This window comes from Microbacterium sediminicola, from assembly GCF_039531125.1.
GTDB lineage: Bacteria > Actinomycetota > Actinomycetes > Actinomycetales > Microbacteriaceae > Microbacterium > Microbacterium sediminicola.
Genome location: NZ_BAAAPL010000001.1, coordinates 527154 through 550886 on the forward strand (window position 1 = coordinate 527154; position 23733 = coordinate 550886).

Sequence of the window (23733 nt, forward strand, 5' to 3'; positions counted from 1 at the left end):
CCGGATGGCGCGACTACACTGACACACCATGAGCACCCCGTTGGACAGCCCCGATCAGGGCGGCCTTGCCACACTCGATCGCGAGCTCGAGGAGCTCCTTCGTGAGGAGACGGTCGAGCCCGGTGACCACGAGCGCTTCTCGCACTACGTCAAGAAGGACAAGATCCTCGAGTCCGCCATGACCGGCAAGCCCGTCAAGGCGCTGTGCGGAAAGAAGTGGACGCCGGGGCGCGACCCCGAGAAGTTCCCGGTGTGCCCGACGTGCAAAGAGATCTACGAGAAGATGCAGTCCTGATTCACACGTGCCGCGCGAGCGTCGTTCACGCCGAGAGGTAGATCGTCTCCAGCGCAGGATCCGAGCGACTGAGCGCCAGTGCCCGCACCGGCAGCTCCTCGCGCACGTGCGCGTGATGTGCCCGCGCCGCCGTCACGCCCGCAGGACCCTCGAATGTGGAGTTCACTTCGCCTCCCTCGACCAGCGTGGTCTGCAGGCGCCGGCATCCGTCACGCTCTGCCGGGCCGGACTCGTCCGGGTCCGAGACCACGACGATCTCGCGTGTTGCGACGCCCCGGCGTACCTCGCGGTAGGCCGACTTCCAGCCACCGCGCGAGCCCTTGTCGGTCGAGGTCTTGGCGACGCTGCGCCAGCCACCGCCCGTCTCCTCGCGCGCGACGAGCTTGTAGACCATTCCGGCCGTGGGCGAACCCGACCCGGTGGCGAGGGAGGTGCCGACACCGTAGGCGTCGACAGGGGAAGCGGCCAGGGCGGCGATCGCATACTCGTCGAGGTCGCTCGTCACCGTGATCCGAGTTCGGGTTGCCCCCAGGTCGTCCAACTGTGCGCGCACCTGCGCCGCGACGGAGGGAAGATCCCCCGAGTCGATGCGCACGCCGCCGAGATCGGTGCCGGCAACGCGCACCGCGGTCGCGACCCCCTCGGCGATGTCGTAGGTGTCGATCAGGAGAGTCGTATCGGTTCCGAACGCCCGGATCTGGGCGGCGAACGCCGCTTGCTCGCTGTCATGGAGCAGGGTCCACGCGTGGGCGGCGGTGCCCATCGTGGGGACGCCCCAGCGCCGTCCCGCCTCAAGGTTGCTTGTCGAGGTGAAGCCGGCGATGTACGCGGCACGCGCGGCGGCGACGGCCTCCTGCTCTCCGGTGCGTCGCGAGCCCATCTCCGCCAGCGGGCGGTCTCCGGCGGCCACGCTCATGCGCGCCGCCGCCGTGGCGATCGCCGAGTCATGATTGAGCACGCTCAGCACGAGCGTCTCCAAGATGACCGCCTCGGCGAAGGTGCCCTCCACCGTGAGGATCGGAGACCCGGGGAAGTAGACCTCTCCCTCGCGGTATCCCGAGATCGTGCCCGAGAAGCGGTAGTTCTCCAAGAAGGTGAGCGTCTCGGCATCCACCACGCGGTTGTCGCGCAGGAACCGCAGCTCGTCGTCACCGAACCGGAAATCGCGCAGCAGGCTCAGCAGCCGGCCGGTCCCCGCGACGACGCCGAAGCGGCGTTCGCCGGGCAGACGCCGACCGAACACCTCGAAGACGCAGCGCCGCTGCGCCGTGCCGTCGTGCAGACCCGCGTCGAGCATGGTCAGCTCGTAGCGGTCGGTGAGCAGTGCCGTGCTGGGGCTGGGCGTCATGGGGTCAGCCTAGTGAGCGAGGCCGCCGGGGCGGCAGGATCGGCTGGCGTAGGCTGAGGGATCGTGGACAACGCACCGATCGGGATCTTCGACTCCGGGGTCGGTGGGCTCACAGTCGCTCGTGCGATCTCCGACCAGCTCCCGCGCGAGTCGATCCTCTACATCGGTGACACCGTGCACTCCCCGTACGGCCCCAAGCCCATTGCAGATGTCCGCAGGTACTCGCTCGAGGTGCTCGACGACCTTGTCGCGCAAGGCGTCAAGATGCTCGTGATCGCCTGCAACACGGCATCCGCCGCGGTCTTGCGCGACGCGCGCGAGCGCTACGACGTCCCCGTCGTGGAGGTCATCAACCCGGCCGTGCGCACCGCGATCTCCACCACGCGCTCCGGGCGGGTCGGGGTGATCGGAACTGTCGGCACGATCGGCTCGCGCGCCTACCAGGACATGCTCGAGGTCAACGCTCGGCTCACCGTCCACGCACAGGCGTGCCCGCGCTTCGTGGAGTTCGTCGAAGCCGGCGTGACGGACTCGCCCGAGGTGCTGGCCGTCGCCGAGGAGTATCTCGCCCCGCTTCGGCATGCGGGCGTGGACACGCTGGTTCTGGGGTGCACCCACTATCCGTTCCTCAAAGGCGCGATCAGCTACGTCATGGGACCGGACGTTTCGCTCGTGGCCAGTGACACCGAGACCGCGAACGACGTATACCGGCAGCTGGTCAGCCGCGACCTTCTCGCGGGACCGGACGCCGAGCCCACGCATGTCTACGAGACCACCGGTGGCTCGCCCGACGAGTTCATCAGGCTTGCGCACCGCCTACTCGGGCGCGAGGTGCGCGACGTCCGCCTTGTCCACACCGGCGCCATCGACATCCCCACATCTGAGGAGACCCATGACTGAGACCACCAGAGCCGACGGACGCAGCGTTGACCAGCTGCGAACCGTGACGATCGAGCGCGCGTGGAGCGCACAGGCCGAGGGCTCGGCCCTGGTGAGCTTCGGTGGGACGAAGGTGCTGTGCACGGCCTCGTTCACCAATGGCGTCCCGCGTTGGCTCACCGGCAAGGGCAAGGGATGGGTCACCGCCGAGTACGCGATGCTGCCGCGGGCCACCAACTCGCGCAACGACAGAGAATCTGTCAAGGGCAAGATCGGCGGCCGCACCCACGAGATCTCTCGCCTCATCGGCCGGGCGCTGCGTGCCGTCGTCGACACCAAGGCACTGGGCGAGAACACCATCGTCATCGATTGCGATGTGCTGCAGGCCGATGGCGGCACCCGCACGGCGGCGATCACAGGCGCCTATGTGGCACTCGCCGACGCCATCGCCTGGGGCCGCGAGAAGAAGTTCATCGGCCAGAAGTCGGTGCCTCTGATCGACTCCGTGTCAGCCGTCTCGGTCGGCATCATCGACGGCGAACCGATGCTGGACCTTGCCTACGTCGAGGACGTCCGTGCCGAGACCGACATGAACATCGTGGTCACCGGACGAGGCCTGTTCGTCGAGGTGCAGGGCACCGCCGAGGGCGCGCCGTTCGACAAGCGGGAGCTCGACGCCCTGCTCGATCTCGGCGTTGCCGGATGCGCGTCCCTGCGCGACATCCAGGCCGCAACGCTCGCCGCCGAGGTCTGACGTGGGTGCCGAACCCCGGCGGGTCGTGCTGGCCACGCACAACGCGCACAAGGTCGAAGAACTGCAGCGCATGGCCACCGCCGCACGGCTGCCGGTCGAGATCGTCGCCTACGACGGACCGGAGCCGGTCGAGGACGGGGTGAGCTTCGCGCAGAACGCGCTCATCAAGGCGCGCGCGGCGGCGATCCACACGGGGCTTCCCGCTGTGGCCGACGACTCCGGCATCTGCGTCGATGTGCTCGGCGGCTCGCCCGGGATCTTCTCCGCATATTGGGCGGGCCAGCGCAAGGATGCCGTCGCCAACCTTGAGCTGCTGCTCGACCAGCTCGCCGACATCCGCGACCCGCATCGCGCGGCACAATTCGTGTCGACGATCGCGCTGGTGGTCCCGGGAGAGGGCGAGCATACGGTGGAAGGTCGGTGGCCCGGACGACTCGCTCTCGCGCCCGCCGGTGCCGGTGGCTTCGGCTACGACCCGATCTTCATCCCCGACGGCCAGCGACCGGGCGCCGAGCGGACGGTCGGGGAGTGGTCACCGGCGGAAAAGGATGCCGCCTCGCACCGAGCACGCGCCTTCGACGCGCTCGTGCCCCTGCTGGCCGCACTCTAGCCTGGGCCCATGCACGATCACGCCCCCGGTGTTCGCGGCGCCAGCAACCGGCGCCTGCTGACCGCGTCGCTGTGCGTGACATCCGTCGTGCTGGTCGTTCAGGTGATCGGCGCGATCTGGAGTGGCTCGCTCGCGCTGCTGGCAGACGCCGTCCACATGCTCACCGATGCCGCGGCCCTGGTGATCGCGCTGATCGCCAGCACCATCGCGGCGCGTCCGGCGACGGATCGCCAGACATACGGCTATCAGCGCGCGGAGGTGTTCGGGGCGCTCGTGAACGGCGTCCTGCTCATCGGCCTGTCGATCTGGGTCGTGATCGAGGCCATCGGTCGCCTGCTGCAGCCCGACGACGAGCATGTGCTCGGCGGGGTCATGCTGGTCGTCGCGATCGTGGGGCTCCTTGCGAACGCCGTGGCCATGTGGCTGCTGAGCGCGGCGCAGAAGACGAGCATCAATGTCCGCGGCGCGTATCTGGAGGTTCTCGGCGACCTGATCGGCTCCGCGTTGGTGATCGTGGCCGCCGTCGTGCTGCTGATCACCGGGTGGGACGCAGCGGATGCCATCGCCTCGCTGCTGATCGCGGCGCTCATCGTGCCGCGAGCGATCGGCCTGCTGCGCGAGGTGTTCCACGTGCTCTCCGAGGCGGCACCGCAGGGGACGCAGGTCACCGAGATTCGCGACCACATCCTGTCGGCGCCCGACGTCGTGGATGTCCACGACGTGCACGTGTGGCAGCTGACCCGCGGCGCGCCGGTGTTCACCGCGCACGTCGTCGTCGAACCGGCGGCGTTCGCTGCGGGTCGCTCAGGCGAGATCCTCACCGGCCTGCAGGAGTGCCTGGCCGACCACTTCGACGTCGAGCACTCGACCTTCCAGCTCGAGCCCGCGGGGCATGTCGACGCCGGCGAGGCAACCCACGACTGACGCTCACGCCTCCCGCGATGCGAGCGCATCGCCGAACGGCTCGACACCCGCGTCGACGCGCGCGAGCACCTGCGTCATCGTGAGTTGCCCGAGTGCCGGGTCTTCGAGCTCCTCCCATGTGCGCGGTGCGGCGACAGTCGGCGCCACCCGCCCGCGGAGCGAATAGGGGCTGATGGTCGTCTTCTTGCCGTTGTTCTGGCTCCAGTCGATGAAGACCCGCCCCGGGCGAGCGGCCTTACTCATCGTGCTGATGACCGCGTCGGGATGATCTGCCTCCAACGCCCGGGCGAGCTCGTGGGCGAGCGTCGATGCCGCGTCGCTCGAAACACTCCCGCCCAGCGGCGCATACAGGTGGATGCCGGCGCTGCCGCTGGTCACGGCGGCAGCCGCCATTCCCATGCCGTGCAGGATGTCGCGCACCATGCGCGCGACGTCCGCGCAGTCGGCCAGAGAGACGCCGGGTCCCGGATCCAGATCGAAGACCATCCGATCCGGCGCGAGCGGATGCGCGTCCGAGCCGAATCTCCACTGCGGCACGTGCAGCTCGAGACTCGCGACCTGGGCGAGCCAGACCAGGGTCGCGACGGAGTCGGCGATCGGGTAGTGCTTCGTGCCCGTGGAGTGCGCGATCGGCATCCGTGTCACCCACTCGGGAGCGCCCTGCTCAATGTTCTTGGTGAAGAAGGAATCACTGGATGCCTCGGGGGTGCCCACCCCATCGGGCCAGCGCTTGCGGGTGAGGGGGCGTCCCGCGAGCAACGGCAAGATCACGGGTGCGATGCGCGTGTAGTACTCGATGACCTCGGCCTTGGTCGTGCCGGTGGTGGGGTAGAGCACCTTGTCGAGGTTCGTCAGGCGCACACGACGCCCATCGATCTGCACGGTCTGCTCGCGCCCGGCCATGCGCTCAGGCTAGCCCTCAGGCCCGGGTACGTGTGTACTGGGGGGATGAGGACGATCTGGAAGGGTGCGCTCACCTTCGGACTGGTGAATGTGCCCGTGAAGGTGTACTCGGCGACCGAGGACCACGATGTCTCACTCCACCAGGTGCATGCCGCCGACGGCGGGCGCATCCGCTACAAGCGCACGTGCGAGGTCTGCGGTGAGGTCGTCGCCTACCAGGACATCGACCGCGCGTACGACGACGGGGAGCAGACGGTCGTGCTCACCGGGGCGGACCTCGCATCCCTGCCGTCAGAGCGCAGCCGAGAGATCGACGTCGTCGAGTTCGTCCCCAGCGACCAGATCGACGTACTCACCTTCGACAAGGCGTACTACCTTGAGCCCGACTCCCTCTCGCCGAAGGCCTACGTCCTGCTGCGGCAGACGCTCGAGCAGACCGAGCGGACAGCGATCGTGCGCTTCTCGCTGCGACAGAAGACCCGGCTGGCCGCCCTGCGCGTACGCGGGAATGTCCTCGTGCTCCAGACCCTGCTGTGGGCGGACGAGGTGCGCGAGGCGGCCTTTCCCGCCCTGGACGAGCCGGTGAAGATCTCCGAGAAGGAGATGCAGCTGTCGGCATCCCTTGTCGAGAGCTTCTCGGGCGACTTCGACCCTGATGCCTTCGTCGATGAGTATCAGCAGGAGCTGCGCACCCTCATCGAGGCGAAGCTCGAGAACGGCGATGCCATCGATACCGCGGCCACCTTCGGCGATCGCGGTCTGAAGGAGGGTGGCGAGGTCATCGATCTCATGGCCGCGCTCCAGGCCAGCGTCGAGCGCACGCGCGCGAGCCGTGCCGCGCAGGAGGAGACCGGTTAGGACCCGGCTGGTGTCTCCTCGGTCTCCGCGGCGCCCTTCTCGTCAGTAGTGCGCGACGTGCCCGCCTTCCAGCGCTCGTAGAAGTAGTGGCCACCGATCACCGCGGCGGTCCCGCCGACGGCGAGCAGAAGGATGAGGTCGATGTATTGGGTGACGAGATCCCGCACCCAGGGGATGTAGGCGATGACGTAGCCCAGCAGCGTCATCCCGAACGCCCACAGGATGGCACCGATGGCGTTGTAGAGGGAGTATTTCCGCCACGGCATATGTCCGACCCCCGCTGCGAGGGGGGTGAAGGTGCGCACCACGGGGACGAAGCGGGCGAGGATGACGGCGAGCGGCCCGAAGCGCTCGAAGAAGGCGTTCGTGCGGTCGACGTTGCGCTTGCTGAAGATCCCGGAGTCCTTGCGCTCGAAGATCGACGGGCCGCCGCGGTGCCCGATGTAGTAGCCGAGCTCACCGCCGAGGAACGCGGCGAGAGCGATCAGCGCGCAGACGACCCAGATGTTCACCCCGAACACATCGTTGGTGTGGGTGAGCAGCCCCGAGATGATCAGCAGTGTGTCACCCGGGAACAGGAACCCGACCAGCAGACCCGTCTCGGCGAAGATGATCAGGCACACCACGAGCAGTGCCCAGGGGCCTGCCGCCTCGATGATCGTCTCGGGATCGAGCCAGGGGATGAGAGCCAGTGAGTGCACGGGGGTCCCGTCGTGTGTCAGGGGCAGCGGAGCGGCATTGCGTCAGTCGTGCGGAAGGTGGGACTTGAACCCACACGCCCGGAGGCACAGGAACCTAAATCCTGCGTGTCTGCCAATTTCACCACTCCCGCGAGTGGCATCAGTCTACTGATGATCACCCGGCCGGCCTCAGGCGGCGACACCGCTGTGCGAGCCGGCGATGTGGATAACTCGCATGCGTGCGGCGGGGGCCTGTGAGCATGTTCGCGTGACACTTTCCGCCCCCGCCTCCGCTGCCGGTGATGTCATCGAGCGCGTGCGGGACCTGCTGCGCGCGGCCGAGGTCGATCCGGGTCGTGACCCGCAGCGGGCGCGGCTGATCGTGCGCGACGAGATCCGGCGGCACAACGATGCCGCGCTCGCGCAGGGCCGCGCGCTCCTGGACGACGAGGTGTTCCACGTGCGCGACATCCTCGCGCAGGTGTCGGGCTTCGGCCCGCTCCAGGCGTACCTCGAAGACCCCGAGGTCGAGGAGATCTGGATCAACGCGCCCGACGCCGTCTACATCGCCCGCGCGGGGGTGGCGTCGCGTGTTCCGGTGGTCCTCACCGACGCCGTCGTCCGCGATCTCGTCGAGCGTATGCTGCACTCGACCGGGCGTCGCGTCGACCTCAGTCAGCCCTTCGTGGATGCCGCCCTGCCTGACGGGAGTCGGCTTCACGTTGTGATCCCGGACGTCACCAGAGCGCACTGGGCAGTGAATATCCGACGGTTCCTGCCGCGATTTCGCACGCTCGATGATCTCGTGCGCGGGGGCTCGCTGCGCCCGTCTACCGCCGAGGTGCTCGCAGACGCCATGCGGACCGGCCGGAGCATCCTGGTCTCGGGTGCCACGCACGCGGGCAAGACGACCGTGCTCAGCGCGCTGCTGCAGGAGTGCGCTCGCGCTCAGCGCATCGTCACGGTGGAGGAAACGTTCGAGCTCGCCGTGACGGCGCCCGATCTCGTCGCGCTTCAGGGGCGACAGCCGAGCTTGGAGGGGACGGGCGAGATCTCGCTGCGACGCCTCGTGAAGGAGGCACTGCGTATGCGTCCCGATCGCCTCGTGATCGGTGAGGTCCGCGGCGCGGAGGCGCTCGACCTGCTCCTCGCGCTGAACACCGGTGTGCCGGGAGCGGCGACGATCCACGCCAATTCCGCTGCGGACGCGCTGCGAAAGCTCGCCGCGCTGCCGCTGCTGGCGGGTCAGAACATCGATCACGGCTTCGTGGCACCCGCCGTCGTTGACGCTGTCGACCTGGTCGTGCACTGCACGCGTGCAGCGGACGGATCACGACGGGTGGCCGAAGTCGCCGAGCCGGTGGATGTCCATGAGGGCCGCTACCGGACGAGGGTGATCGACGGGGTCGGGCGATGATCCTCCTTCTCGGGGCGTCGCTCGGTTGCGGAATGCTCCTCGTCGTGTCGCCCTGGCTCTGGCAGCGGCCGCCGGTCGCCCGCGCGGCGCGCACGACGGTGCTGTCGCGTCTGATCGATGACGCCGGGCTGGCTCGCACTGTCTCGTCGCGCACCGTCGCCCTCATCACTGTCAGCGGATCTGTGATGGTTGCGGCCCTCGCCTGGCTGCTCGCCCCGGGGGTGCCGCTCTGGGTGCTCGCCGGGGTCGCCGCGGGTGCCGCACCTACGGTCTGGCTTCGGTCGCGCGCATATCGGCGCCGCGCCGAACACCGCGCGCTGTGGCCGGATGTGTGCGACCTTCTCGTTTCCTCCATCCGTGCCGGCATGTCGCTGCCCGATGCCGTCGCCGCACTTGCGGCGAGTGGCCCGCTCGCGCTGCGCGACGCCTTCGCGAACTTCGCGGCGGATGTCGCCGCATCGGGGCACTTCGATGCGAGCATCGTCGAGCTCAAGCGTCGCCTTGCCGATCCTGTCGGCGATCGCGTGATGGAGACGCTGCGGATGGCGCGGGATGTCGGCGGCACCGAGCTTGTCCCGACCCTGCGCGCGCTGTCGGCGGCGGTGCGGGCGGAGGCAGCTCTGCGCGCGGAGGTGGCTTCCCGCCAGTCGTGGATCCGGGGTGCGGCGATCCTCGCCGCGCTCGCGCCGTGGGTGATCCTGGCGTTGTTGGCGCTGCGACCCGAGGCGGCAGCGGCGTACTCCTCCACGGTCGGGGTGCTGCTCGTGCTCTCCGGCGCGGTGGTGACCGCCGTCGCCTATCGCGTGATGATTCGTGTGGGGCGGCTTCCCGAGTCTCGGCGGTGGTTCGCGTGAGCGGTGTGGTGGATGCGGCGACCGCCGCCGTGCTCGGAGTGGCGCTCGCCTCAGGGCTGATGCTGCTCTTGTCATGTATCCCGATGTGGCGAGCGCGGGCGCTTCCGGCTCGACTCGCTCCGTACCTCCGTGATGTCAGTGACGGCGATCCGCGCCTGGCGACGACGGTGCTCGTGGACGATGCGAGAGATCGCCGTGTGCCGACCGACAGATTGCTGCAGGGGGATCTTCTGCGGGCCCGCTGGGTGCGCTCGGACGTGCTGATCTGGACGTGCGGGGGAGTCGCGACCGGTGCCGCGATCCTGATCATGGTCGCGGCCTCGGGTGGGATGACCTCACCCCTCGTGATGGTCTCTCTGCCGATCCTCGGCGGTGCTGCCGGCGTGATGTGCCGGAAGTTCATCGCCTCGGCGCGCGAGCGCGCCCGTGCGGCGAGCATCGAGGACGAGGTGCCCGTCGTCCTGGAGTTTCTCGCGCTGTGTCTGTCGGCGGGGGAGAGTCTGATCGACGCGCTCCGCCGCGTGAGCGAGAGAGGCAGGGGTGCCGTGGCCGGGGCGTTGCGCACCGCGACGATCGAGGTGGGGACCGGTGAGTCGCTCCCGGCCGCACTCGGATCGGCGTCGGCGCGACTGGGCAGTCCCGCGATGACCCGAGCGGTCGATCACCTCGTTGCCGCGATCGATCGGGGTACACCGCTGGTCGAGGTCCTGCACGCGCAGGCGCAGGATGCCAGATCGCGGTCGCAGCGCACTCTGATCGAGCAGGCCGGCCGAAAGGAAATCCTCATGATGCTTCCCGTGGTCTTCCTCATCCTGCCGGTGAGTGTTCTTTTTGCCATCTTTCCCGGCGTCGTCATGTTGCGCCTGGGGTGACCGTGTTCGATCCGCCGATGAAAGGAATCACCCATGTCCCTCACACTCGCTGTTCCCGCTCTGCGGCGGCTGCGCTCGGCATGCACAGCCCTGACCCGCGACGAGAGGGGAGATGTCCCCGGCTGGGTGCTGATCACGCTCATGACCGCAGGTCTGGTCGTCGTGATCTGGGCGCTGGCCGGGCCTGCGCTGGTCGGGGTGTTCGAGCAGGCGATCTCGCGCGTGAGCGGATTCTGAGCAGTCACCGCGGTCGGGCTCGTCTCGCTGACGAGCGCGGCTCGGCCGTGGCCGAGTTCACCATGGTGGCCGCACTGCTCACGGCGTTGACGCTCGGGGTGGTCCAGTTCGGCATCGCCGTCTACGTGCGAAACGTCGTACACGATGCCGCCGTCGAGGGGGCGTATTACGGGGCGCTCGCCGACGTCGATCCGGGCGCGGCCGCAGCGCGTACTTCCGACCTCATCGCGCGTGCCGTGGGGCCCGATTACGCGCGGGATGTCGAGGCGGCCCTGGTGGCCGAGGGTGTCAACGGCACCGTTCGCGTCACGGTCCGCACGGCCGTTCCTGTGGTCGGTCTCTGGTCCGGACCGATCGCGATGGAGGTGGTGGGCGATGCCCCGCGCGAATATCTGGGCTGACGCCACGGACGATCGTGGGTCCGCGACGCTCGAGTTCCTCACCGTCGGATTGTTGCTGCTGGTGCCGCTTGTCTACCTGATCGTCGCACTCGGACAGATCCAGGGACACGCGCTCGGTGTCGAGGCGGCCGCGCGCCACATTGCGCGGGCACTGTCGATGGCGCCGGATCACGTCGGCGCCGACGCGCGGGCCCGCATGATCCTTGCGGAGGTCTCGGACGCCTACGATCTCGACCCGGACGCTCTCGACCTCGCGGTGACGTGCGCTCCCGCCACCGGGGCGTGTCCACAAGACGGCGCGACCGTGTCCGTGCGCGTCACCACGCGCGTCCCGCTGCCCCTCGCTCCTGCGTTCATGGCCGAGGTCGCGAGTGTGCCGATTGCGGCGACCGCGCAGCAGCGCGTTTCTCGCTACTCGGGTCAGTGATGCGGCGTGTCGACGCAGTGATGTCCAGAGACGAGGGAAGCATTCTGCCGCTCATCCTGGTCTACGGAGTGCTCGCGCTCGCACTGATTGTCGTCACGGTGGATGCCACGAGCCTCTACCTCGCCCACAAGCGCTTGGACAGTCTCGCTGATGCCGCCGCGCTCGCCGCCGCCGATTCGTTCCAGATCGAGCTCGACGAGGGCGTCCCGCGGGCGGTGCTCACCGCTGGCGGCATACAGGACGCCGCGGCGGGGTTCATCGCCGATGCGGGCGACGATGCATGGTTGGTCTCGGCGTCCACGCCCGACGGGGTTTCGGCGCGGGTCACGGTCGGAGCGGTGTGGAAGCCGCCGATCCTGTCGCCTTTCGTCTCCGACGGGCTCTCTCTCACCTCGTCGGCGACCGCGCGCAACGCACTCGGATGACCCAAACTTCTTGCACCATTGGCCAGATCGTGCAAAACTGCACTATGTGTCAGAAAGTGCAGTTTCTCTGCGTGAGCAGCGCGTTCGCGAGACCGAGCGCGCCCTGAGGCGCCGCGCCCGCGAGCTGACCGCCGAGGGCGGCCTCGGCGGGTTCACCGTGGACGAGCTGTGCACGGATGTCGGTGTCTCCCGTCGCACCTTCTTCAACTACTTCGCGACGAAGGAAAATGCGGTGCTCGGACTGCCGGTGCGCGCCGACTCCGCCGAGCAAGATCGGGCGTTCGTCGAGGGATCGGGTGACCTGCTCGACGACCTGGTCGTGCTGCTGGTCGCGCGGTGGGAATCCAGCGACATGACGCGCGACGAGATCCCGCTGGTCTTCGCCGCCGTCGAGCGCGAACCGGCGCTCCACCGCCACTTCATGGCCCACCTGCTGGATGCCGAGCGCAGCGACGCCGCTCTCATCGTCGAGCGTCAGGGGTGGGCGCTCGACGATGATCGCGCCCTCCTGGCGGTGCGCATCGTCGGGGCGCTCATGAAGAGCACCGGCGAGGAGTTCTTCCGCTCCGACGGCGAGACCGCCTTCGTCGACATCCTTCGCCGCCACCTCTCCGCGGCCCGCGCGCTGTTCGCCGCCGCCTGACCTCCCCGCACGACCGATCGAGCCCCACAAAGGACACCGCATGACCACCACGGCACCAGAACAGCCGTTCTTGCTCACCAAGCGACGCATCTGGATCATCTTCAGCGCCCTCATCGCCGGGATGCTGCTCTCGAGCCTCGACCAGACGATCGTGTCCACCGCCATGCCGACCATCGTCGGCCAACTGGGCGGCGTCGAGCACCAGGTCTGGATCGTCACCGCCTACCTCCTGGCCACGACCATCGTCATGCCGATCTACGGCAAGTTCGGCGACGTCCTCGGACGCCGCCATCTCTTCCTCATCGCGATCGGCCTGTTCACCCTCGCCTCGATCGGCTGCGCGTTCGCGGGCGATTTCTGGATGTTCGTCACCTTCAGAGCCATGCAGGGCCTCGGTGCCGGCGGCCTCATGATCCTCTCGCAGGCGATCATCGCCGACATCGTCCCGGCCTCGGAGCGCGGCAAGTACCTCGGCCCCCTCGGCGGCATCTTCGGCCTCGCCGCGGTCGCAGGTCCCCTCCTCGGTGGCTACTTCGTCGACCACCTCACCTGGCAGTGGGCGTTCTACATCAACATCCCGGTCGGGATCGCGGCGTTCATCATCGCGCTGGTCGCCCTCAAGCTCCCGTCGAAGAAGGCCACGAAGCGGATCGACATCCTCGGGGTCGTGCTGTTGTCCGCCGCGACGACCTGCCTCATCTTCTTCACCGACTTCGGCGGCGACGCCGAGTACGGCTGGGACTCGCTCGCGACCTGGATGTGGGGAGCGGGCCTGGTCATGGCGGCGATCCTGTTCATCGTGGTCGAGGCGCGCGCCGAAGACCCGATCATTCCGCTGAGCTTCTTCCGCAATCCCGTCTTCGTCAACGCCACCGCCATCGGCCTCATGCTGGGTCTGGCCATGTTCGCGGCTATCGGATTCATCCCCACCTTCCTGCAGATGGCCTCCGGGACCTCCGCCGCGGCATCCGGCTTGCTCATGATCCCGATGATGGTGGGCCTCATGGGAACCTCGATCGCATCGGGTCTGCTCATCACCCGTACGGGGCACTACAAGATCTATCCCATCCTCGGCACACTGATCACCGCCGGCGCGCTGGTGCTGCTGGCGGGCATGACCGCCACGACACCGATCTGGCTCATCTGTGCGTACTTGCTCGTCTTCGGCGCCGGGCTCGGCTTCATCATGCAGGTCGTGATCCTGGTCGTGCAGAACGCCGTGCCGGCCGCAGAGATCGGTGCCGCAACGAGCACGAACAACTACTTCCGCGAGGTAGGAGCGGCCCTGGGCACCGCGGTGTTCGGCACACTGTTCACCACCCGCCTGAGCGAGAACCTGCTTTCGGTGTTCACCGCGGCAGGGGTCAGCCCCGACGAGGCCGCGCAAGCGACCGCCACCATCGATCCGCAGGTGATGAGCGAGCTTCCCGACCCGGTGCGGGAGGGCATCGTCAACGCCTACGCCGATGCCCTGTCGCCGGTGTTCTGGTATGTGCTGCCATTCATCGGCATCGCCTTCGTCCTGGCATTGTTCCTCAAGCAGATCCCGCTCTCGGATGTCGCGGGCCTTGTCGCGCGTGGAGAAGCCGTCGGTGGAGAAGAAGCGGAGCGACTGGAGGCCGCGCAGCGCGCGGGCGAGGTGCCGGTGATCGCCGGCCAGGACGGTGTCGCCGTCGTGGACCCGGAGTCGGCCGCCGCGGACGAGGGTGACCTCAGCCCTGGTACCCGATCAGCCACCTGACGCCGAACCGGTCCCGCACGACGCCGTCGTGATCTCCCCACGGTCGCCGCTGCAACGGGTCGATGACGGAGCCGCCCGCTGACAGGCTCTCGAACCACCGGCTGAGCTCGTCGGCGGGCGCAGTCCCCAGGAGTGAGAACTCGACCCCCGACAATGCCAGGGTCGTCTCGCCGGGGGCGGCATCCGCGGCGCACAACGTCACGGCTCCCGCGAGCTCGCCATGGGCGATGGCCTCGGCCGGACCATCGTCGCGGGAGAAGTCTGCATACGTGTGGAGCTGGAGTTCGCCGCCGAAGACATCGCGGTAGAACGTGAGCGCTTCGCGGGCGTCACCGGCGAAATGGAGGTAGGGGACAGGCCCGCTCATGCTGTCTTGGCGCGGCGAACCGCGCGGCGGATCGCCTTGTCGAGTTCGACCACGAGCGCGGGGATCACCGACAGACCGAGAGCCAGCCACCACTGCGCGGCATCCAGTGAGGTCGTCATGAGCATTGCCTGCATGAAGTCGATCTCGACTGAGCAGACCGTCAGCACGACCGGGATCCACAGCCACTTGAAAGCGTTCGATATGGGCGAGACGAAACCGGATCCGGGATCACGGCGCATCGCGAGCCCGGCGAAGACCGACCCGAGGCTGATGACGACGAAGGTCATCGTCACCGGCACGCTCGCCTCGGTCTGGCTCGGGGTGCCGGGGGAGAGGAGCATCGCAGCCAGGGCCACACCGAAGATGGCGACACCGTAGATGAGCCACTGGGTCACCGAGCGCGCGTTGGCCAGCGGCACCTTGGTGTCCCGGGGTTTCTGTTGCATGAGCCCCGCAGGACTCGGATCGAGGGTGATCATCAGCACCGGGAAGAACGTGATGAAAAAGCTCAGGAACAGCACCATGAGCGGGGTGATCGGGACACCGCTGTTGATGTCGAGAATGCTCGAGACCAGGAACAGGAGTACGAGAGAGAACAGTGTCGCCATCTGGTAACGGACGTAGCTGACGATCTTGTCGTAGATCGTGCGCCCGAGTCTGATCGCCTCGACGAGGGTGCCGAAGTTGTCATCGGTGAGGATCATCTTGCCGGCCTGCTTGGTGACCTCACTACCCGATCCCATCGCGACACCGATGTCGGCCTGTTTGAGGGCGGCCGCATCGTTCACGGCGTCGCCTGTCATGGCAACCACGTCACCGCGCTGCTGCATGAGGCGGGCGATGCGCAGCTTGTCGTCGGGGGTGACCCGGCCGAAGACATGGAGATCCGGAAGTCGCTCGGTGAGTTGCTCATCGGAAAGCGCGCGAAGTTCTGGTCCGCTGATCGCGCCGGGGCCGAGGCCCAGCTCCCGACCGATGGCCGCCGCCGTCACGGCATGATCACCCGTGATCATTCGGACCTCGATCCCGGCTTCGCCGGCGACGCGTACTGCCTCGATCGCCTCGGGGCGCAGCGGGTCGATGATGCCCACGAGGGACACGAAGGTGAACTCCTCTGCCAGTGCCATCGGGTCTGCTTCGGCATCCGCTTCGCGCCCCGGGAGGGCGCGCACGGCGAAGGCGAGCACTCGCAGTCCGTTGCCGCTGAGCTCCGCGTTGGCGGCGAGGATCTGCTCGCGCACCTCGTCGATCGGCACCACGCCATCGTCGGTGACGGCGCTCGTGCACCGGTCCAGCACGACGTCCGGGCCGCCCTTCATCGTCGCCAGGAACGTCTCTTCCTGCTGCAGGGGCGCGTGATGGAAGGTGACCATGAACTTGTAGGCGGAATCGAAGGGCACCTCGGCGAATCGCGGGTACGTCCGTCGGCTCTCTTCCGCGTCGACGCCGAGCTTCGCGGCGAGTACGACGAGGGCGGCTTCGGTCGGGTCTCCGACGACGACGCCGGAATCGCTGACCGTCGCGTCGGAGTTCAGGCACAGACCGTAGGCGAGTGAGGTGAAGTCCGGCACGGTGGTGCCGGCGGCATGGCGCAGTGCGCCCGACTTGCGATAACCCTCGCCCTCCACGGTGTACCAGTGGCCGAGCGCGTACAGCTTGGTCACGGTCATCTGGTTGAGGGTGAGGGTTCCGGTCTTGTCGGAGTTGATCGCGGATGTCGCGCCGAGGGTCTCGACGTCCGAGAGGTTCTTCACGACCGCGCGGTGTTCGGCCAGCTGCTTCGCGCCGTAGGCGAGCATGCCCTGCACGAAGGTCGGGAGGGCGGAGGGGATGGCAGAGACGGCCATCGCGATGCCGACCAGCAGCACGGTTGCGAGGGTCTCGCCACGCAGGAGCCCCATGATGATCATGATCGCCACCGCACCCCAGGCGACGAACCCGAGCACCTTCGTGAGCCCGTCGAGCTCGCGCTGCAGCGGTGACTTGGAGGGTGCGACGGAGGTCAGCATGGCGGCGATGCGGCCCATCTGGGTCTGCATACCGGTGCCGGTGACGATGAGGGATGCGGTGCCGCGTGTGACGGTCGTGTTCTGGAACAACATGTTGTCGCGGTCGCCGAGCGCGACATCCGCCTGGTCGATGACGGCGGTGTCTTTGTCGATGGGGGCGCTCTCGCCCGTGAGGGCCGCCTCCTGCGTCTGGAGTGTGGCCGCGCGGATGAGTCTGCCGTCGGCGGGGATGAGGTCTCCCGCCTCGAGCTGGACGAGATCGCCGGGAACGATCTCAGGCGCGGGCACCTCGCGCAGCGATCCGCCGCGGACGACGCGCACCTGGGGGATCTGCATGTTCGAGAGCGCGTTCACGCTGGCGCGGGCGGCGAGCTCCTGACGGGTGCCGAGCACGACGTTCAGCGCGATGAGGGCCGCGACGATGACGGCCACCGCGAACTGGCCGATGATGAGGCTGACGACGACGACGGCCACCAGCATGAGGTTCATCGGCTCGACGAACTGCCGGAAGGCGATCGTCCATGCGTTCGGCGACGGCGGAGCGGGGATCGTGTTGGGGCCGGTCTCGGCCAGGCGGCGCGCCGCCTCCTCCGGGGAAAGCCCGTCGGTCGCCGATGTGCGCAGGGCCGTGACCGTGGCATCGGGCGACTGCGTCCACCAGGCGGTCTCGTGCCCGGTCGGTGGAGCGGAACTGTGTGCGGCTGTCTGGTCGGTCATGCGGATCCCTTCGCCGGGGCCGATCCTAGTGACTCGAGCTGTCCAGCGGGACTCCCCGTGGCGCGTGGCGGTAAGGAGCGTTTCCCCATCTGGCGCAGAGCCGGCTCTGGGCAAGTTCGAAGCGTGGCGGCGTAGCGTCGCGCCATGCGCTTGGCCATCCATGAATTCGGCTCCGGAGAACGGACGGCCGCCGTCATCCATGGCATCAGCGGCTCGGGTCTGCTGTGGCAGGACTTCGCCGAGCGTCTCTCGCATCGACATGGCATGCGCGTGCTTGCGGTCGACCTGCGCGGACACGGCAGCAGCCCGCGGGCCGAGCAGTACCGTCTGCAGGATTTCCGCCAGGACCTGATCGACACACTCCCGCAGGGGCTGGATGTCGCCATCGGGCACTCGCTGGGCGGCCGCGCGCTGGCCGATGCGGTGGATGCCCTGAACCCGCGACGGGCGATCTACCTGGATCCCGCGCTCGATGTGGATGCGGGCCCCGCCGGTCGCCACCTGCTGACCTGGCCCGTGACAGGCCCGATCGTGGCGCGCATGCTCTCGATCATCGACCCGGCCGTTCCTGCTGCCGGCAAGCGTCGCCTACGCGCGAGCACGCGTCGCTGGGACCGCGGTATGGCTCGCAAGGTGGCGCAGGAGCTGGATGCCCGCCGCGTGGTGCCGAGCGCACCCGCGGTCCCGTCGACCATCGTCAAGGCCACGCAGTCGTCGCTGTTGCGCGTGCCTTACCTCGATCGGCTTGCCTCGCTCGGGTGGGATGTCCGTCAGTTCGTCAGCCGCCACGAGATGCACCTGCTCAAGCCGCAGGAGCTCCTCGCGCTGCTGGACGACGTCCTGCACGTGCGGCCGCTCGCTCTGGCCTGAGTGCGATGACCGCATGGTGCGGTTACGAGCTCTGCGCGGCCTTCTGCTCCGCGACCTGCCGACGCACGTCATCCATGTCCAGACCCTCGACGGCCGTGATGACCTGCTTCAGGCCCGCCTCGGGGAGAGCCCCGGGCTGGGAGAAGACGAGGATGCCGTCACGGAAGGCCATGAGTGTCGGGATCGACGTGATGCGGAATCCGGCGGCGAGCTGTTGCTCGGCTTCGGTGTCCACCTTTCCGAAGACGATGTCGGGGTGCTCTTCAGACGCCTTCTCGAAGACAGGCGCGAACATTCGGCACGGGCCGCACCAGGCTGCCCAGAAGTCGAGCAGCACGATGCCACTGCCCGAGATCGTCTCTTCGATGTTCTGCAGGGTGATTTCTTTCGTGCTCATGATCCAAGCATACCCCCTGGGGTATAGTGGGCGGGCATTCTTCAACGAAAGGACGTCCGATGCGACGCATTCGACTGCTGTTCGCCGCGCTGGCCGCCGTGCTGCTGGCCACCTCTCTCGTGGCCTGCTCGAGCGCAGGATCCTCGATCGAGGTGACCTCCGACACGGTGATCATCGACGTGCGAACGCCCTCAGAGTACGCCGCGGGCCATCTCGCGGGGGCCGTGAACGTCAATCTCCAGTCAGGCACGTTCACCGACGACATCGCCGCCTACCCCGTGGATGGCACCTACGTCGTCTACTGCAAGTCGGGCAACCGGTCCTCGCAGGCGGTGGCCGCGATGGACCAGCTCGGGTTCACCGATGTCACCGACGCCGGCGGGGTCAGTGCGGCATCCTCGGCCACGGGGCTACCGATCGTCACCGACTGACGCCTGCGTACGCACGGACTGCCGGACGGCCGTGACCTCGGGTCACCGTCGTCCGGCATCCGCGTTACTCTGGACTGTCATGCTCGAGTTCGATCCCTCTTCCCAGATCCAGGCGCTGCGCACCACGTTCGGTGAGATCAGCGCGGTCGTCGACATCGATGCGCTCAAGGCGCAGATCGAGCAGCTGAGCGAGCAGGCTGGTGCTCCCGACCTCTGGGATGACACCGAGAACGCGCAGAAGGTGACCAGCGCCCTCAGTCATCGTCAGTCCGAGCTGTCCCGCATCGAGGCCGTCGGCCGTCGTCTCGATGACGTCGAAGTGCTCGTGGAGCTTGCCAACGAGATGGAGGACGAAGAGTCCGTCGAAGAGGCCAAGCGCGAGATCGCCGATCTGGAAGACGTCATCAGCCAGCTTGAGGTCCAGACGCTGTTGGACGGCGAGTACGACGCGCGATCGGCGGTCGTCACGATCCGCTCCGGCGCCGGCGGCGACGACGCCACCGACTTCGCCGAGATGCTCATGCGCATGTATCTGCGCTGGGCCGAGCGTCACAAGTACCCCGTCAAGGTCATGGACACCTCGTATGCCGAGGGTGCCGGAATCAAGTCCGCCACGTTCGAAGTCGACGCGCCCTACGCCTACGGCACGCTCTCGGTCGAGGCCGGCACCCACCGACTCGCCCGCATCAGCCCGTTCGGCGGCGCGGACAAACGTCAGACCAGTTTCGCCGCCGTGGAGGTCATCCCGGTGATGGAAGAGGCGCAGGAGGTGGAGGTCCCCGAAGGAGACATCCGCGTCGACGTCTTCCGCTCCTCGGGTCCCGGCGGCCAGTCGGTGAACACAACGGACTCTGCCGTGCGCATCACCCACCTCCCGACCGGCATCGTCGTCTCGATGCAGAACGAGAAATCGCAGATCCAGAACCGCGCCGCGGCTATGCGCGTTCTCCAGACGCGCCTCATGCTGCTGCAGCGCGAAGAGGAAGCGGCCAAGAAGAAGGAGCTCGCGGGCACGATCACCGCCAGCTGGGGCGACCAGATGCGCTCGTACTTCCTCTACGGCCAGCAGCTGGTCAAGGACCTGCGCACCGGGCACGAGGTCGGCAACCCCGCGGTCGTCTTCGATGGCGACCTGGATGGCTTCATCGCGGCCGGCATCCGCTGGCGCAAGCGCAAAGACGACGAGTAGATCCCGCAGCGGGTGTCGCAGCCCGGATCCAGTCGCGCCGTGCTTAGGCTCAGATGGCCATGATCCGGTTCGAGAACGTCACCAAACGCTACCGTGGCACCGCCAAACCCGCCCTCGACCGGGTGAGTTTCGAGGTGCTGCGCGGCGAATTCGTCTTCCTGGTCGGTGCGTCCGGCTCGGGCAAGTCCTCATGTCTGCGGCTGATCCTTCGCGAGGACACCCCCAGCAGCGGCAATGTCATGGTGCTCGGGCGTGACCTGCGCACTCTGGCCAACCGCAAGGTCCCCTATTTTCGCCGCCACGTCGGCGCCGTGTTCCAGGACTTCCGGCTGTTGCCGAACAAGACCGTCTTCCAGAACGTCGCCTTCACCCTGCAGGTGATCGGGTCCTCTCGCGCCTTCATCCGCCAGGCCGTGCCCGAGGCGCTGAACCTCGTCGGGCTCGGCGACAAGCAGAAGCGCATGCCACACGAACTCTCCGGCGGTGAGCAGCAGCGCGTCGCGATCGCTCGTGCTCTGGTCAACCGCCCGCAGGTGCTGCTGGCCGACGAGCCGACCGGAAACCTCGACCCCGCGACATCCATCGACATCATGCAGCTGCTCGCGCGGATCAATGCCAACGGCACGACGATCGTCATGGCCACGCACGAGGCCGGATTCGTCGACCAGATGCAGCGACGCGTGATCGAGCTGCGCGGCGGTGTCATGTTGCGTGACGAGCGCCACGGACGCTACAGCGACACATCGGGCTTGCCCCAGCTGCAGCCCGAGCAGATCCGTGGTGCGGCCGCAGCCGCGGCGCTCACCGCCGTGTTGGAGTTGCAGCGCGAGGTCGGCATCGAGCCGACCGTCACTGACGCCGCGATCGCCACCGCCTCTGCGAACGGCGTCGCCGACGCCGTGGCTTCTTCCGCTCCGGTGCCGCCTTCGCACAGCGCCGGCACCGGGGAGCCGCAACACGCGACACCGGAGGGGCAAGAAGCCCGCCCGCGTACCCAACCCGTCCCGCTCGTCGACCGCGCGGAAGCGGATGTCGCTGAGTTGGGGTTGGCGGACCGCTTGGGGCTCGGCGGATCGCAGGACGACGAAGTGGGGCCGACCTCATGAGAGTGGGCCTTGTGATCGGCGAGGCGCTCAGCGGCCTGCGTCGCAACGCCTCGATGGTGATCTCCGTCGTCCTGGTGACCTTCGTCTCTCTCACCTTCGTGGGGGCGGCGATGCTCATGCAGCTGCAGATCACCACGATGCAGGACTTCTGGGCAGACCGCGCTCAGGTACAGATCTTCATGTGCAGCTCCGTCTCTCAGGTTGCCACCTGCGCGGACGGTGTGGCCACGCAGGAGCAGATCGATGCGGTGCAGGCGACCCTCGACAGTGACGCGCTGGCGCCGCTGATCAGCGAGGTGCGCTTCGATACGGCGGAAGAGGCCTACCAGGATGCACTCGACCTGCTCGGCGATGAATACGAAGGCCTGCTCACTGCCGATCAGATCTCCGCGACGTTCTGGGTGAACCTCGTCGATCAGAGCCAGTCGGATGTCATCACCGAAGCATTCAGCGGCGCGGACGGCGTCGAAGAGGTGCAGGACCAGCTGCAGTACCTCGACCCGCTGTTCTCAGCGCTGACGGTGGCGACATACGTCGCGGTCGGCATCGCCGCCCTGATGCTGGTCGCGGCCGTGTTGCTCATCTCGACCACCATCCGCCTGTCGGCGTATGCCCGCCGTCGCGAACTCGGCATCATGCGCCTGGTCGGGGCGTCCAACCGCTTCATCCAGACGCCGTTCATCCTCGAAGGCGTGTTCGCCGCCCTCATCGGATCGGTGCTCGCCAGTCTCGCGGTCATCGCGGGCGTGCGCTTCGGGGTGCAGGAGTACCTGCGCTCACGCGTGACATTCGTCGCCACGTGGGTGGACTACGGGGACGTCGCGCTGGTGATCCCCGTCATCATCGGGATTGGCGTGTTGTTGGCCGCGTTCTCTGCCGGCTTCGCGATCCGTCGGTGGCTGCGCGCTTGATAGACTGACGGGCTGCGCCGCGCGGAGTCCGTGTCGGTGCATCGATCAGGGAGTCAGTCATGCCACGCGAACGCGGAGAGAAGGTCATCGCGACCAATCGGCGCGCCCGCCACGACTACTCGATCGAGAAGACGTACGAGGCAGGGCTCGTCCTGACCGGAACCGAGGTCAAGTCGCTGCGTCAGGGGCGAGCGAACCTCGCGGACGGCTATGCGTACATCGACAACGGGCAGGCCTACCTCGATGCCGTGCACATCCCCGAATACTCCCAGGGTCACTGGACCAACCACTCCGCGAAGCGGGTGCGCAAGCTCCTGCTGCACAAGGAAGAGATCGTCAAGCTCAGCCACGCTGTCTCGGCCGGTGGATACACGCTGATCCCGATGAAGCTTTACTTCTCGGATGGACGCGCGAAGGTCGAGATCGCGGTGGCAAAGGGAAAGGCCGAGTACGACAAGCGCCAGACTCTGCGTGAACGTCAGGACAAGCGCGAAGCCGAGCGGGCGATGCGCACCCGCAACCGCATGGGGGAGTGACGCCGCGTCAGGAATGCGCGGATGTCGTCATCCGTTGTATCCTGGGATGCTCCGGTACTTCCGTGCCGGGCTTTGGTAACTCCACAGTGTGACAGCGGCCCCTCACTCGAGGGACACCTCCGAGTTTTTCGGAGACCATGGGGATGATCGGTTTCGACATCGTCTGCGAATTCGCGAGAAGCGGGCCGAGGATGCGGGGTTATCTCGTGAACGCCCCCCGCAAAAATATAACTGCCGAAAAGAAGCAGTCCGACTTCGCCCTCGCTGCCTGAGCAGCGAGCCCGAGTCCGTCAGTCCGTAGGTGATTCCGCTACGGTTCCTGGCGTCATCTAGGAATCTTGCTGCGTGATGGTGTCTGGACATCACGCGGGACTCTTCCCAGGCTGGGCCCGTCGACTTAGGTGTCTGTGACAAAGGTCGGGGCCGAGTAGAACGCACGCACAGAATGCGCCCGGAGAAGGCGCGATGACCCAGCGATGGACGGGGGTTCGATTCCCCCCATCTCCACCACGGCGCCAGAAGATGGATGCCGATGCCGCTGTCACACTGAGGATCTGTGCGGCTTTGCGTGCACGCCGTGTCCGCCCTCGCGCGGTGGAGTGTCCCTAGGCTGGCTGGGGACGCCGGGGCTGCCGGCATCCACACGCGAAGGAGCATGACATGCCGCTCATCCAGATTTCGATCGGCGCCGGCCGCAACGAAGATCAGCTGCGCACCCTGGTGACCGAGCTCACCGACGCCACTGTGAGGGCGATCGGCGCGCGCCGTGAGGCCGTCAGCGTCATCGTCACGCAGGTCGAGGGAACACACTGGGCAAACGGGGGAGTCACCCTCGCCGACAAGAAGCGCGCCCGCGAGGCCGCCGCTGCCGCTGAGGCGTCCTGACGCACCTCACGCTGGCGCAGAGGAGCACGAAGCTCCTTCTCGTCTCT

The 23733-nt window shown here is 67.6% G+C and carries 28 protein-coding genes, 1 tRNA gene and 1 other RNA gene; 23 read left to right on the forward strand and 7 right to left on the reverse strand.

Annotation, left to right across the window (positions count from 1 at the left end):
- The first annotated feature begins 28 nt into the window (after nt 1-28).
- Entirely contained in the window at nt 29-295 is a 267-nt protein-coding gene (locus tag ABD206_RS02270) for a DUF3039 domain-containing protein (RefSeq protein WP_344068666.1), read from the forward strand.
- Between the two features lie 25 nt (nt 296-320).
- Here ABD206_RS02270 and ABD206_RS02275 read toward each other — a convergent pair whose 3' ends face one another.
- Nucleotides 321-1643 carry a nicotinate phosphoribosyltransferase gene (locus tag ABD206_RS02275; protein ID WP_344068669.1) on the reverse strand — a complete coding sequence of 441 codons (1323 nt, stop codon included), beginning with the start codon at nt 1641-1643 and terminating at the stop codon, nt 321-323.
- A 63-nt stretch (nt 1644-1706) separates the two neighbouring features.
- On the opposite strand from ABD206_RS02275, the gene murI reads away from it, so the two are divergent.
- From murI to ABD206_RS02295, 4 genes are read left to right on the forward strand one after another with little or no spacing between them, the layout of a single operon-like run.
- Entirely contained in the window at nt 1707-2543 is an 837-nt protein-coding gene (murI, locus tag ABD206_RS02280; protein WP_344068673.1) for a glutamate racemase, read from the forward strand.
- Nucleotides 2536-3276 carry a ribonuclease PH gene (rph, locus tag ABD206_RS02285; RefSeq protein ID WP_344068676.1) on the forward strand — a complete coding sequence of 247 codons (741 nt, stop codon included), beginning with the start codon at nt 2536-2538 and terminating at the stop codon, nt 3274-3276. Before murI ends, rph begins: the two co-directional genes overlap by 8 nt.
- Nucleotide 3277: 1 nt before the next feature.
- On the forward strand, nt 3278-3886 hold the full coding sequence (gene rdgB, locus ABD206_RS02290) for an RdgB/HAM1 family non-canonical purine NTP pyrophosphatase (RefSeq protein WP_344068679.1): 609 nt from the start codon (nt 3278-3280) through the stop codon (nt 3884-3886).
- Between the two features lie 9 nt (nt 3887-3895).
- A complete protein-coding gene (locus ABD206_RS02295; RefSeq protein ID WP_344068682.1) occupies nt 3896-4810 on the forward strand; it encodes a cation diffusion facilitator family transporter in 915 nt (304 codons plus the stop codon).
- A 3-nt stretch (nt 4811-4813) separates the two neighbouring features.
- Here the strand turns inward: ABD206_RS02295 and ligD are convergent, their stop codons facing one another.
- Nucleotides 4814-5713 carry a non-homologous end-joining DNA ligase gene (gene ligD, locus ABD206_RS02300; protein ID WP_344068685.1) on the reverse strand — a complete coding sequence of 300 codons (900 nt, stop codon included), beginning with the start codon at nt 5711-5713 and terminating at the stop codon, nt 4814-4816.
- A gap of 45 nt (nt 5714-5758) precedes the next feature.
- Here ligD and ku point away from each other — a divergent pair, with 45 nt between their 5' ends.
- Nucleotides 5759-6571, forward strand: a complete 813-nt coding sequence (gene ku / locus ABD206_RS02305; RefSeq protein ID WP_344068688.1) for a non-homologous end joining protein Ku — start codon at nt 5759-5761, stop codon at nt 6569-6571.
- Here ku and ABD206_RS02310 read toward each other — a convergent pair.
- Nucleotides 6568-7272: a DedA family protein gene (locus tag ABD206_RS02310; protein ID WP_344068691.1), complete on the reverse strand. Its 705-nt coding sequence runs from the start codon at nt 7270-7272 to the stop codon at nt 6568-6570. The genes ku and ABD206_RS02310 overlap by 4 nt on opposite strands.
- Nucleotides 7273-7321: 49 nt before the next feature.
- Nucleotides 7322-7403 (reverse strand) — tRNA-Leu (locus ABD206_RS02315).
- A gap of 116 nt (nt 7404-7519) precedes the next feature.
- On the opposite strand from ABD206_RS02315, the gene ABD206_RS02320 reads away from it, so the two are divergent.
- The 9 genes from ABD206_RS02320 to ABD206_RS02360 are packed head-to-tail and all read left to right on the forward strand — an operon-like array spanning nt 7520 to nt 14268.
- On the forward strand, nt 7520-8668 hold the full coding sequence (locus ABD206_RS02320; protein ID WP_344068694.1) for a TadA family conjugal transfer-associated ATPase: 1149 nt from the start codon (nt 7520-7522) through the stop codon (nt 8666-8668).
- Nucleotides 8665-9522: a type II secretion system F family protein gene (locus ABD206_RS02325; protein ID WP_344068698.1), complete on the forward strand. Its 858-nt coding sequence runs from the start codon at nt 8665-8667 to the stop codon at nt 9520-9522. Before ABD206_RS02320 ends, ABD206_RS02325 begins: the two co-directional genes overlap by 4 nt.
- The gene (locus ABD206_RS02330; RefSeq protein ID WP_344068701.1) at nt 9519-10394 is read left to right on the forward strand and encodes a type II secretion system F family protein; all 876 of its coding nucleotides are present in this window, start codon (nt 9519-9521) and stop codon (nt 10392-10394) included. The genes ABD206_RS02325 and ABD206_RS02330 overlap by 4 nt, the downstream gene beginning before the upstream one ends.
- 33 nt (nt 10395-10427) lie before the next feature.
- Nucleotides 10428-10631 (forward strand): hypothetical protein, encoded by a 204-nt coding sequence (locus ABD206_RS02335; RefSeq protein ID WP_344068704.1) that lies wholly within the window; start codon nt 10428-10430, stop codon nt 10629-10631.
- 47 nt (nt 10632-10678) lie between these two features.
- Complete coding sequence (locus tag ABD206_RS02340; protein WP_344068707.1) at nt 10679-11032, forward strand: TadE family protein; 354 nt, start codon at nt 10679-10681, stop codon at nt 11030-11032.
- A complete protein-coding gene (locus ABD206_RS02345) occupies nt 11007-11459 on the forward strand; it encodes a TadE family protein (protein ID WP_344068710.1) in 453 nt (150 codons plus the stop codon). The genes ABD206_RS02340 and ABD206_RS02345 overlap by 26 nt, the downstream gene beginning before the upstream one ends.
- 20 nt (nt 11460-11479) lie before the next feature.
- Nucleotides 11480-11884 carry a pilus assembly protein TadG-related protein gene (locus ABD206_RS02350; RefSeq protein WP_344068713.1) on the forward strand — a complete coding sequence of 135 codons (405 nt, stop codon included), beginning with the start codon at nt 11480-11482 and terminating at the stop codon, nt 11882-11884.
- Between the two features lie 46 nt (nt 11885-11930).
- On the forward strand, nt 11931-12527 hold the full coding sequence (locus ABD206_RS02355; RefSeq protein ID WP_344068716.1) for a TetR/AcrR family transcriptional regulator: 597 nt from the start codon (nt 11931-11933) through the stop codon (nt 12525-12527).
- Between the two features lie 40 nt (nt 12528-12567).
- A complete protein-coding gene (locus ABD206_RS02360; protein ID WP_344068719.1) occupies nt 12568-14268 on the forward strand; it encodes an MDR family MFS transporter in 1701 nt (566 codons plus the stop codon).
- Here the strand turns inward: ABD206_RS02360 and ABD206_RS02365 are convergent.
- Both ABD206_RS02365 and ABD206_RS02370 read right to left on the reverse strand, forming a co-directional pair.
- Nucleotides 14240-14635, reverse strand: a complete 396-nt coding sequence (locus ABD206_RS02365; RefSeq protein WP_344068722.1) for a VOC family protein — start codon at nt 14633-14635, stop codon at nt 14240-14242. The two genes, ABD206_RS02360 and ABD206_RS02365, sit on opposite strands and share 29 nt — an antisense overlap.
- Nucleotides 14632-17361 (reverse strand): cation-translocating P-type ATPase, encoded by a 2730-nt coding sequence (locus ABD206_RS02370; RefSeq protein ID WP_344068724.1) that lies wholly within the window; start codon nt 17359-17361, stop codon nt 14632-14634. Before ABD206_RS02370 ends, ABD206_RS02365 begins: the two co-directional genes overlap by 4 nt.
- 144 nt (nt 17362-17505) lie before the next feature.
- On the opposite strand from ABD206_RS02370, the gene ABD206_RS02375 reads away from it, so the two are divergent.
- A complete protein-coding gene (locus ABD206_RS02375) occupies nt 17506-18231 on the forward strand; it encodes an alpha/beta fold hydrolase (RefSeq protein WP_344068727.1) in 726 nt (241 codons plus the stop codon).
- Between the two features lie 22 nt (nt 18232-18253).
- Here the strand turns inward: ABD206_RS02375 and trxA are convergent, their stop codons facing one another.
- Nucleotides 18254-18628, reverse strand: coding sequence for a thioredoxin (gene trxA / locus ABD206_RS02380; protein ID WP_344068730.1), 375 nt, complete (start codon nt 18626-18628; stop codon nt 18254-18256).
- Between the two features lie 59 nt (nt 18629-18687).
- Between trxA and ABD206_RS02385 the strand changes: the two genes are divergently transcribed.
- The 7 genes from ABD206_RS02385 to ABD206_RS02415 all read left to right on the forward strand — a co-directional run bounded on the left by ABD206_RS02385 (nt 18688) and on the right by ABD206_RS02415 (nt 23686).
- Nucleotides 18688-19059 (forward strand): rhodanese-like domain-containing protein, encoded by a 372-nt coding sequence (locus tag ABD206_RS02385; RefSeq protein ID WP_344068733.1) that lies wholly within the window; start codon nt 18688-18690, stop codon nt 19057-19059.
- A gap of 79 nt (nt 19060-19138) precedes the next feature.
- Entirely contained in the window at nt 19139-20248 is a 1110-nt protein-coding gene (gene prfB, locus ABD206_RS02390; RefSeq protein ID WP_344068736.1) for a peptide chain release factor 2, read from the forward strand.
- Between the two features lie 59 nt (nt 20249-20307).
- A complete protein-coding gene (gene ftsE, locus ABD206_RS02395; RefSeq protein WP_344068739.1) occupies nt 20308-21354 on the forward strand; it encodes a cell division ATP-binding protein FtsE in 1047 nt (348 codons plus the stop codon).
- Nucleotides 21351-22265: a permease-like cell division protein FtsX gene (gene ftsX / locus ABD206_RS02400; protein WP_344068742.1), complete on the forward strand. Its 915-nt coding sequence runs from the start codon at nt 21351-21353 to the stop codon at nt 22263-22265. The genes ftsE and ftsX overlap by 4 nt, the downstream gene beginning before the upstream one ends.
- 59 nt (nt 22266-22324) lie before the next feature.
- Complete coding sequence (gene smpB / locus ABD206_RS02405) at nt 22325-22801, forward strand: SsrA-binding protein SmpB (protein WP_344068745.1); 477 nt, start codon at nt 22325-22327, stop codon at nt 22799-22801.
- Between the two features lie 139 nt (nt 22802-22940).
- Nucleotides 22941-23311: a transfer-messenger RNA gene (gene ssrA / locus ABD206_RS02410) on the forward strand.
- Between the two features lie 150 nt (nt 23312-23461).
- Nucleotides 23462-23686, forward strand: a complete 225-nt coding sequence (locus ABD206_RS02415; RefSeq protein ID WP_344068748.1) for a tautomerase family protein — start codon at nt 23462-23464, stop codon at nt 23684-23686.
- The last annotated feature ends 47 nt before the right edge of the window (nt 23687-23733 follow it).

What these genes read in the sequence shown, in the direction of transcription:
- ABD206_RS02270 (WP_344068666.1), top strand. Translation starts at nt 29, where the DNA reads ATGAGCACCCCGTTGGACAGCCCCGATCAGGGCGGCCTTGCCACACTC.
- ABD206_RS02275 (WP_344068669.1), bottom strand. Translation starts at nt 1,643, where the DNA reads ATGACGCCCAGCCCCAGCACGGCACTGCTCACCGACCGCTACGAGCTG.
- rph (WP_344068676.1), top strand. Translation starts at nt 2,536, where the DNA reads ATGACTGAGACCACCAGAGCCGACGGACGCAGCGTTGACCAGCTGCGA.
- ABD206_RS02295 (WP_344068682.1), top strand. Translation starts at nt 3,896, where the DNA reads ATGCACGATCACGCCCCCGGTGTTCGCGGCGCCAGCAACCGGCGCCTG.
- ligD (WP_344068685.1), bottom strand. Translation starts at nt 5,713, where the DNA reads ATGGCCGGGCGCGAGCAGACCGTGCAGATCGATGGGCGTCGTGTGCGC.
- ku (WP_344068688.1), top strand. Translation starts at nt 5,759, where the DNA reads ATGAGGACGATCTGGAAGGGTGCGCTCACCTTCGGACTGGTGAATGTG.
- ABD206_RS02325 (WP_344068698.1), top strand. Translation starts at nt 8,665, where the DNA reads ATGATCCTCCTTCTCGGGGCGTCGCTCGGTTGCGGAATGCTCCTCGTC.
- ABD206_RS02335 (WP_344068704.1), top strand. Translation starts at nt 10,428, where the DNA reads ATGTCCCTCACACTCGCTGTTCCCGCTCTGCGGCGGCTGCGCTCGGCA.
- ABD206_RS02345 (WP_344068710.1), top strand. Translation starts at nt 11,007, where the DNA reads ATGCCCCGCGCGAATATCTGGGCTGACGCCACGGACGATCGTGGGTCC.
- ABD206_RS02350 (WP_344068713.1), top strand. Translation starts at nt 11,480, where the DNA reads ATGTCCAGAGACGAGGGAAGCATTCTGCCGCTCATCCTGGTCTACGGA.
- ABD206_RS02360 (WP_344068719.1), top strand. Translation starts at nt 12,568, where the DNA reads ATGACCACCACGGCACCAGAACAGCCGTTCTTGCTCACCAAGCGACGC.
- ABD206_RS02365 (WP_344068722.1), bottom strand. Translation starts at nt 14,635, where the DNA reads ATGAGCGGGCCTGTCCCCTACCTCCATTTCGCCGGTGACGCCCGCGAA.
- ABD206_RS02370 (WP_344068724.1), bottom strand. Translation starts at nt 17,361, where the DNA reads ATGACCGACCAGACAGCCGCACACAGTTCCGCTCCACCGACCGGGCAC.
- ABD206_RS02375 (WP_344068727.1), top strand. Translation starts at nt 17,506, where the DNA reads ATGCGCTTGGCCATCCATGAATTCGGCTCCGGAGAACGGACGGCCGCC.
- trxA (WP_344068730.1), bottom strand. Translation starts at nt 18,628, where the DNA reads ATGAGCACGAAAGAAATCACCCTGCAGAACATCGAAGAGACGATCTCG.
- ABD206_RS02385 (WP_344068733.1), top strand. Translation starts at nt 18,688, where the DNA reads ATGCGACGCATTCGACTGCTGTTCGCCGCGCTGGCCGCCGTGCTGCTG.
- prfB (WP_344068736.1), top strand. Translation starts at nt 19,139, where the DNA reads ATGCTCGAGTTCGATCCCTCTTCCCAGATCCAGGCGCTGCGCACCACG.
- ftsE (WP_344068739.1), top strand. Translation starts at nt 20,308, where the DNA reads ATGATCCGGTTCGAGAACGTCACCAAACGCTACCGTGGCACCGCCAAA.
- ftsX (WP_344068742.1), top strand. Translation starts at nt 21,351, where the DNA reads ATGAGAGTGGGCCTTGTGATCGGCGAGGCGCTCAGCGGCCTGCGTCGC.
- smpB (WP_344068745.1), top strand. Translation starts at nt 22,325, where the DNA reads ATGCCACGCGAACGCGGAGAGAAGGTCATCGCGACCAATCGGCGCGCC.
- ABD206_RS02415 (WP_344068748.1), top strand. Translation starts at nt 23,462, where the DNA reads ATGCCGCTCATCCAGATTTCGATCGGCGCCGGCCGCAACGAAGATCAG.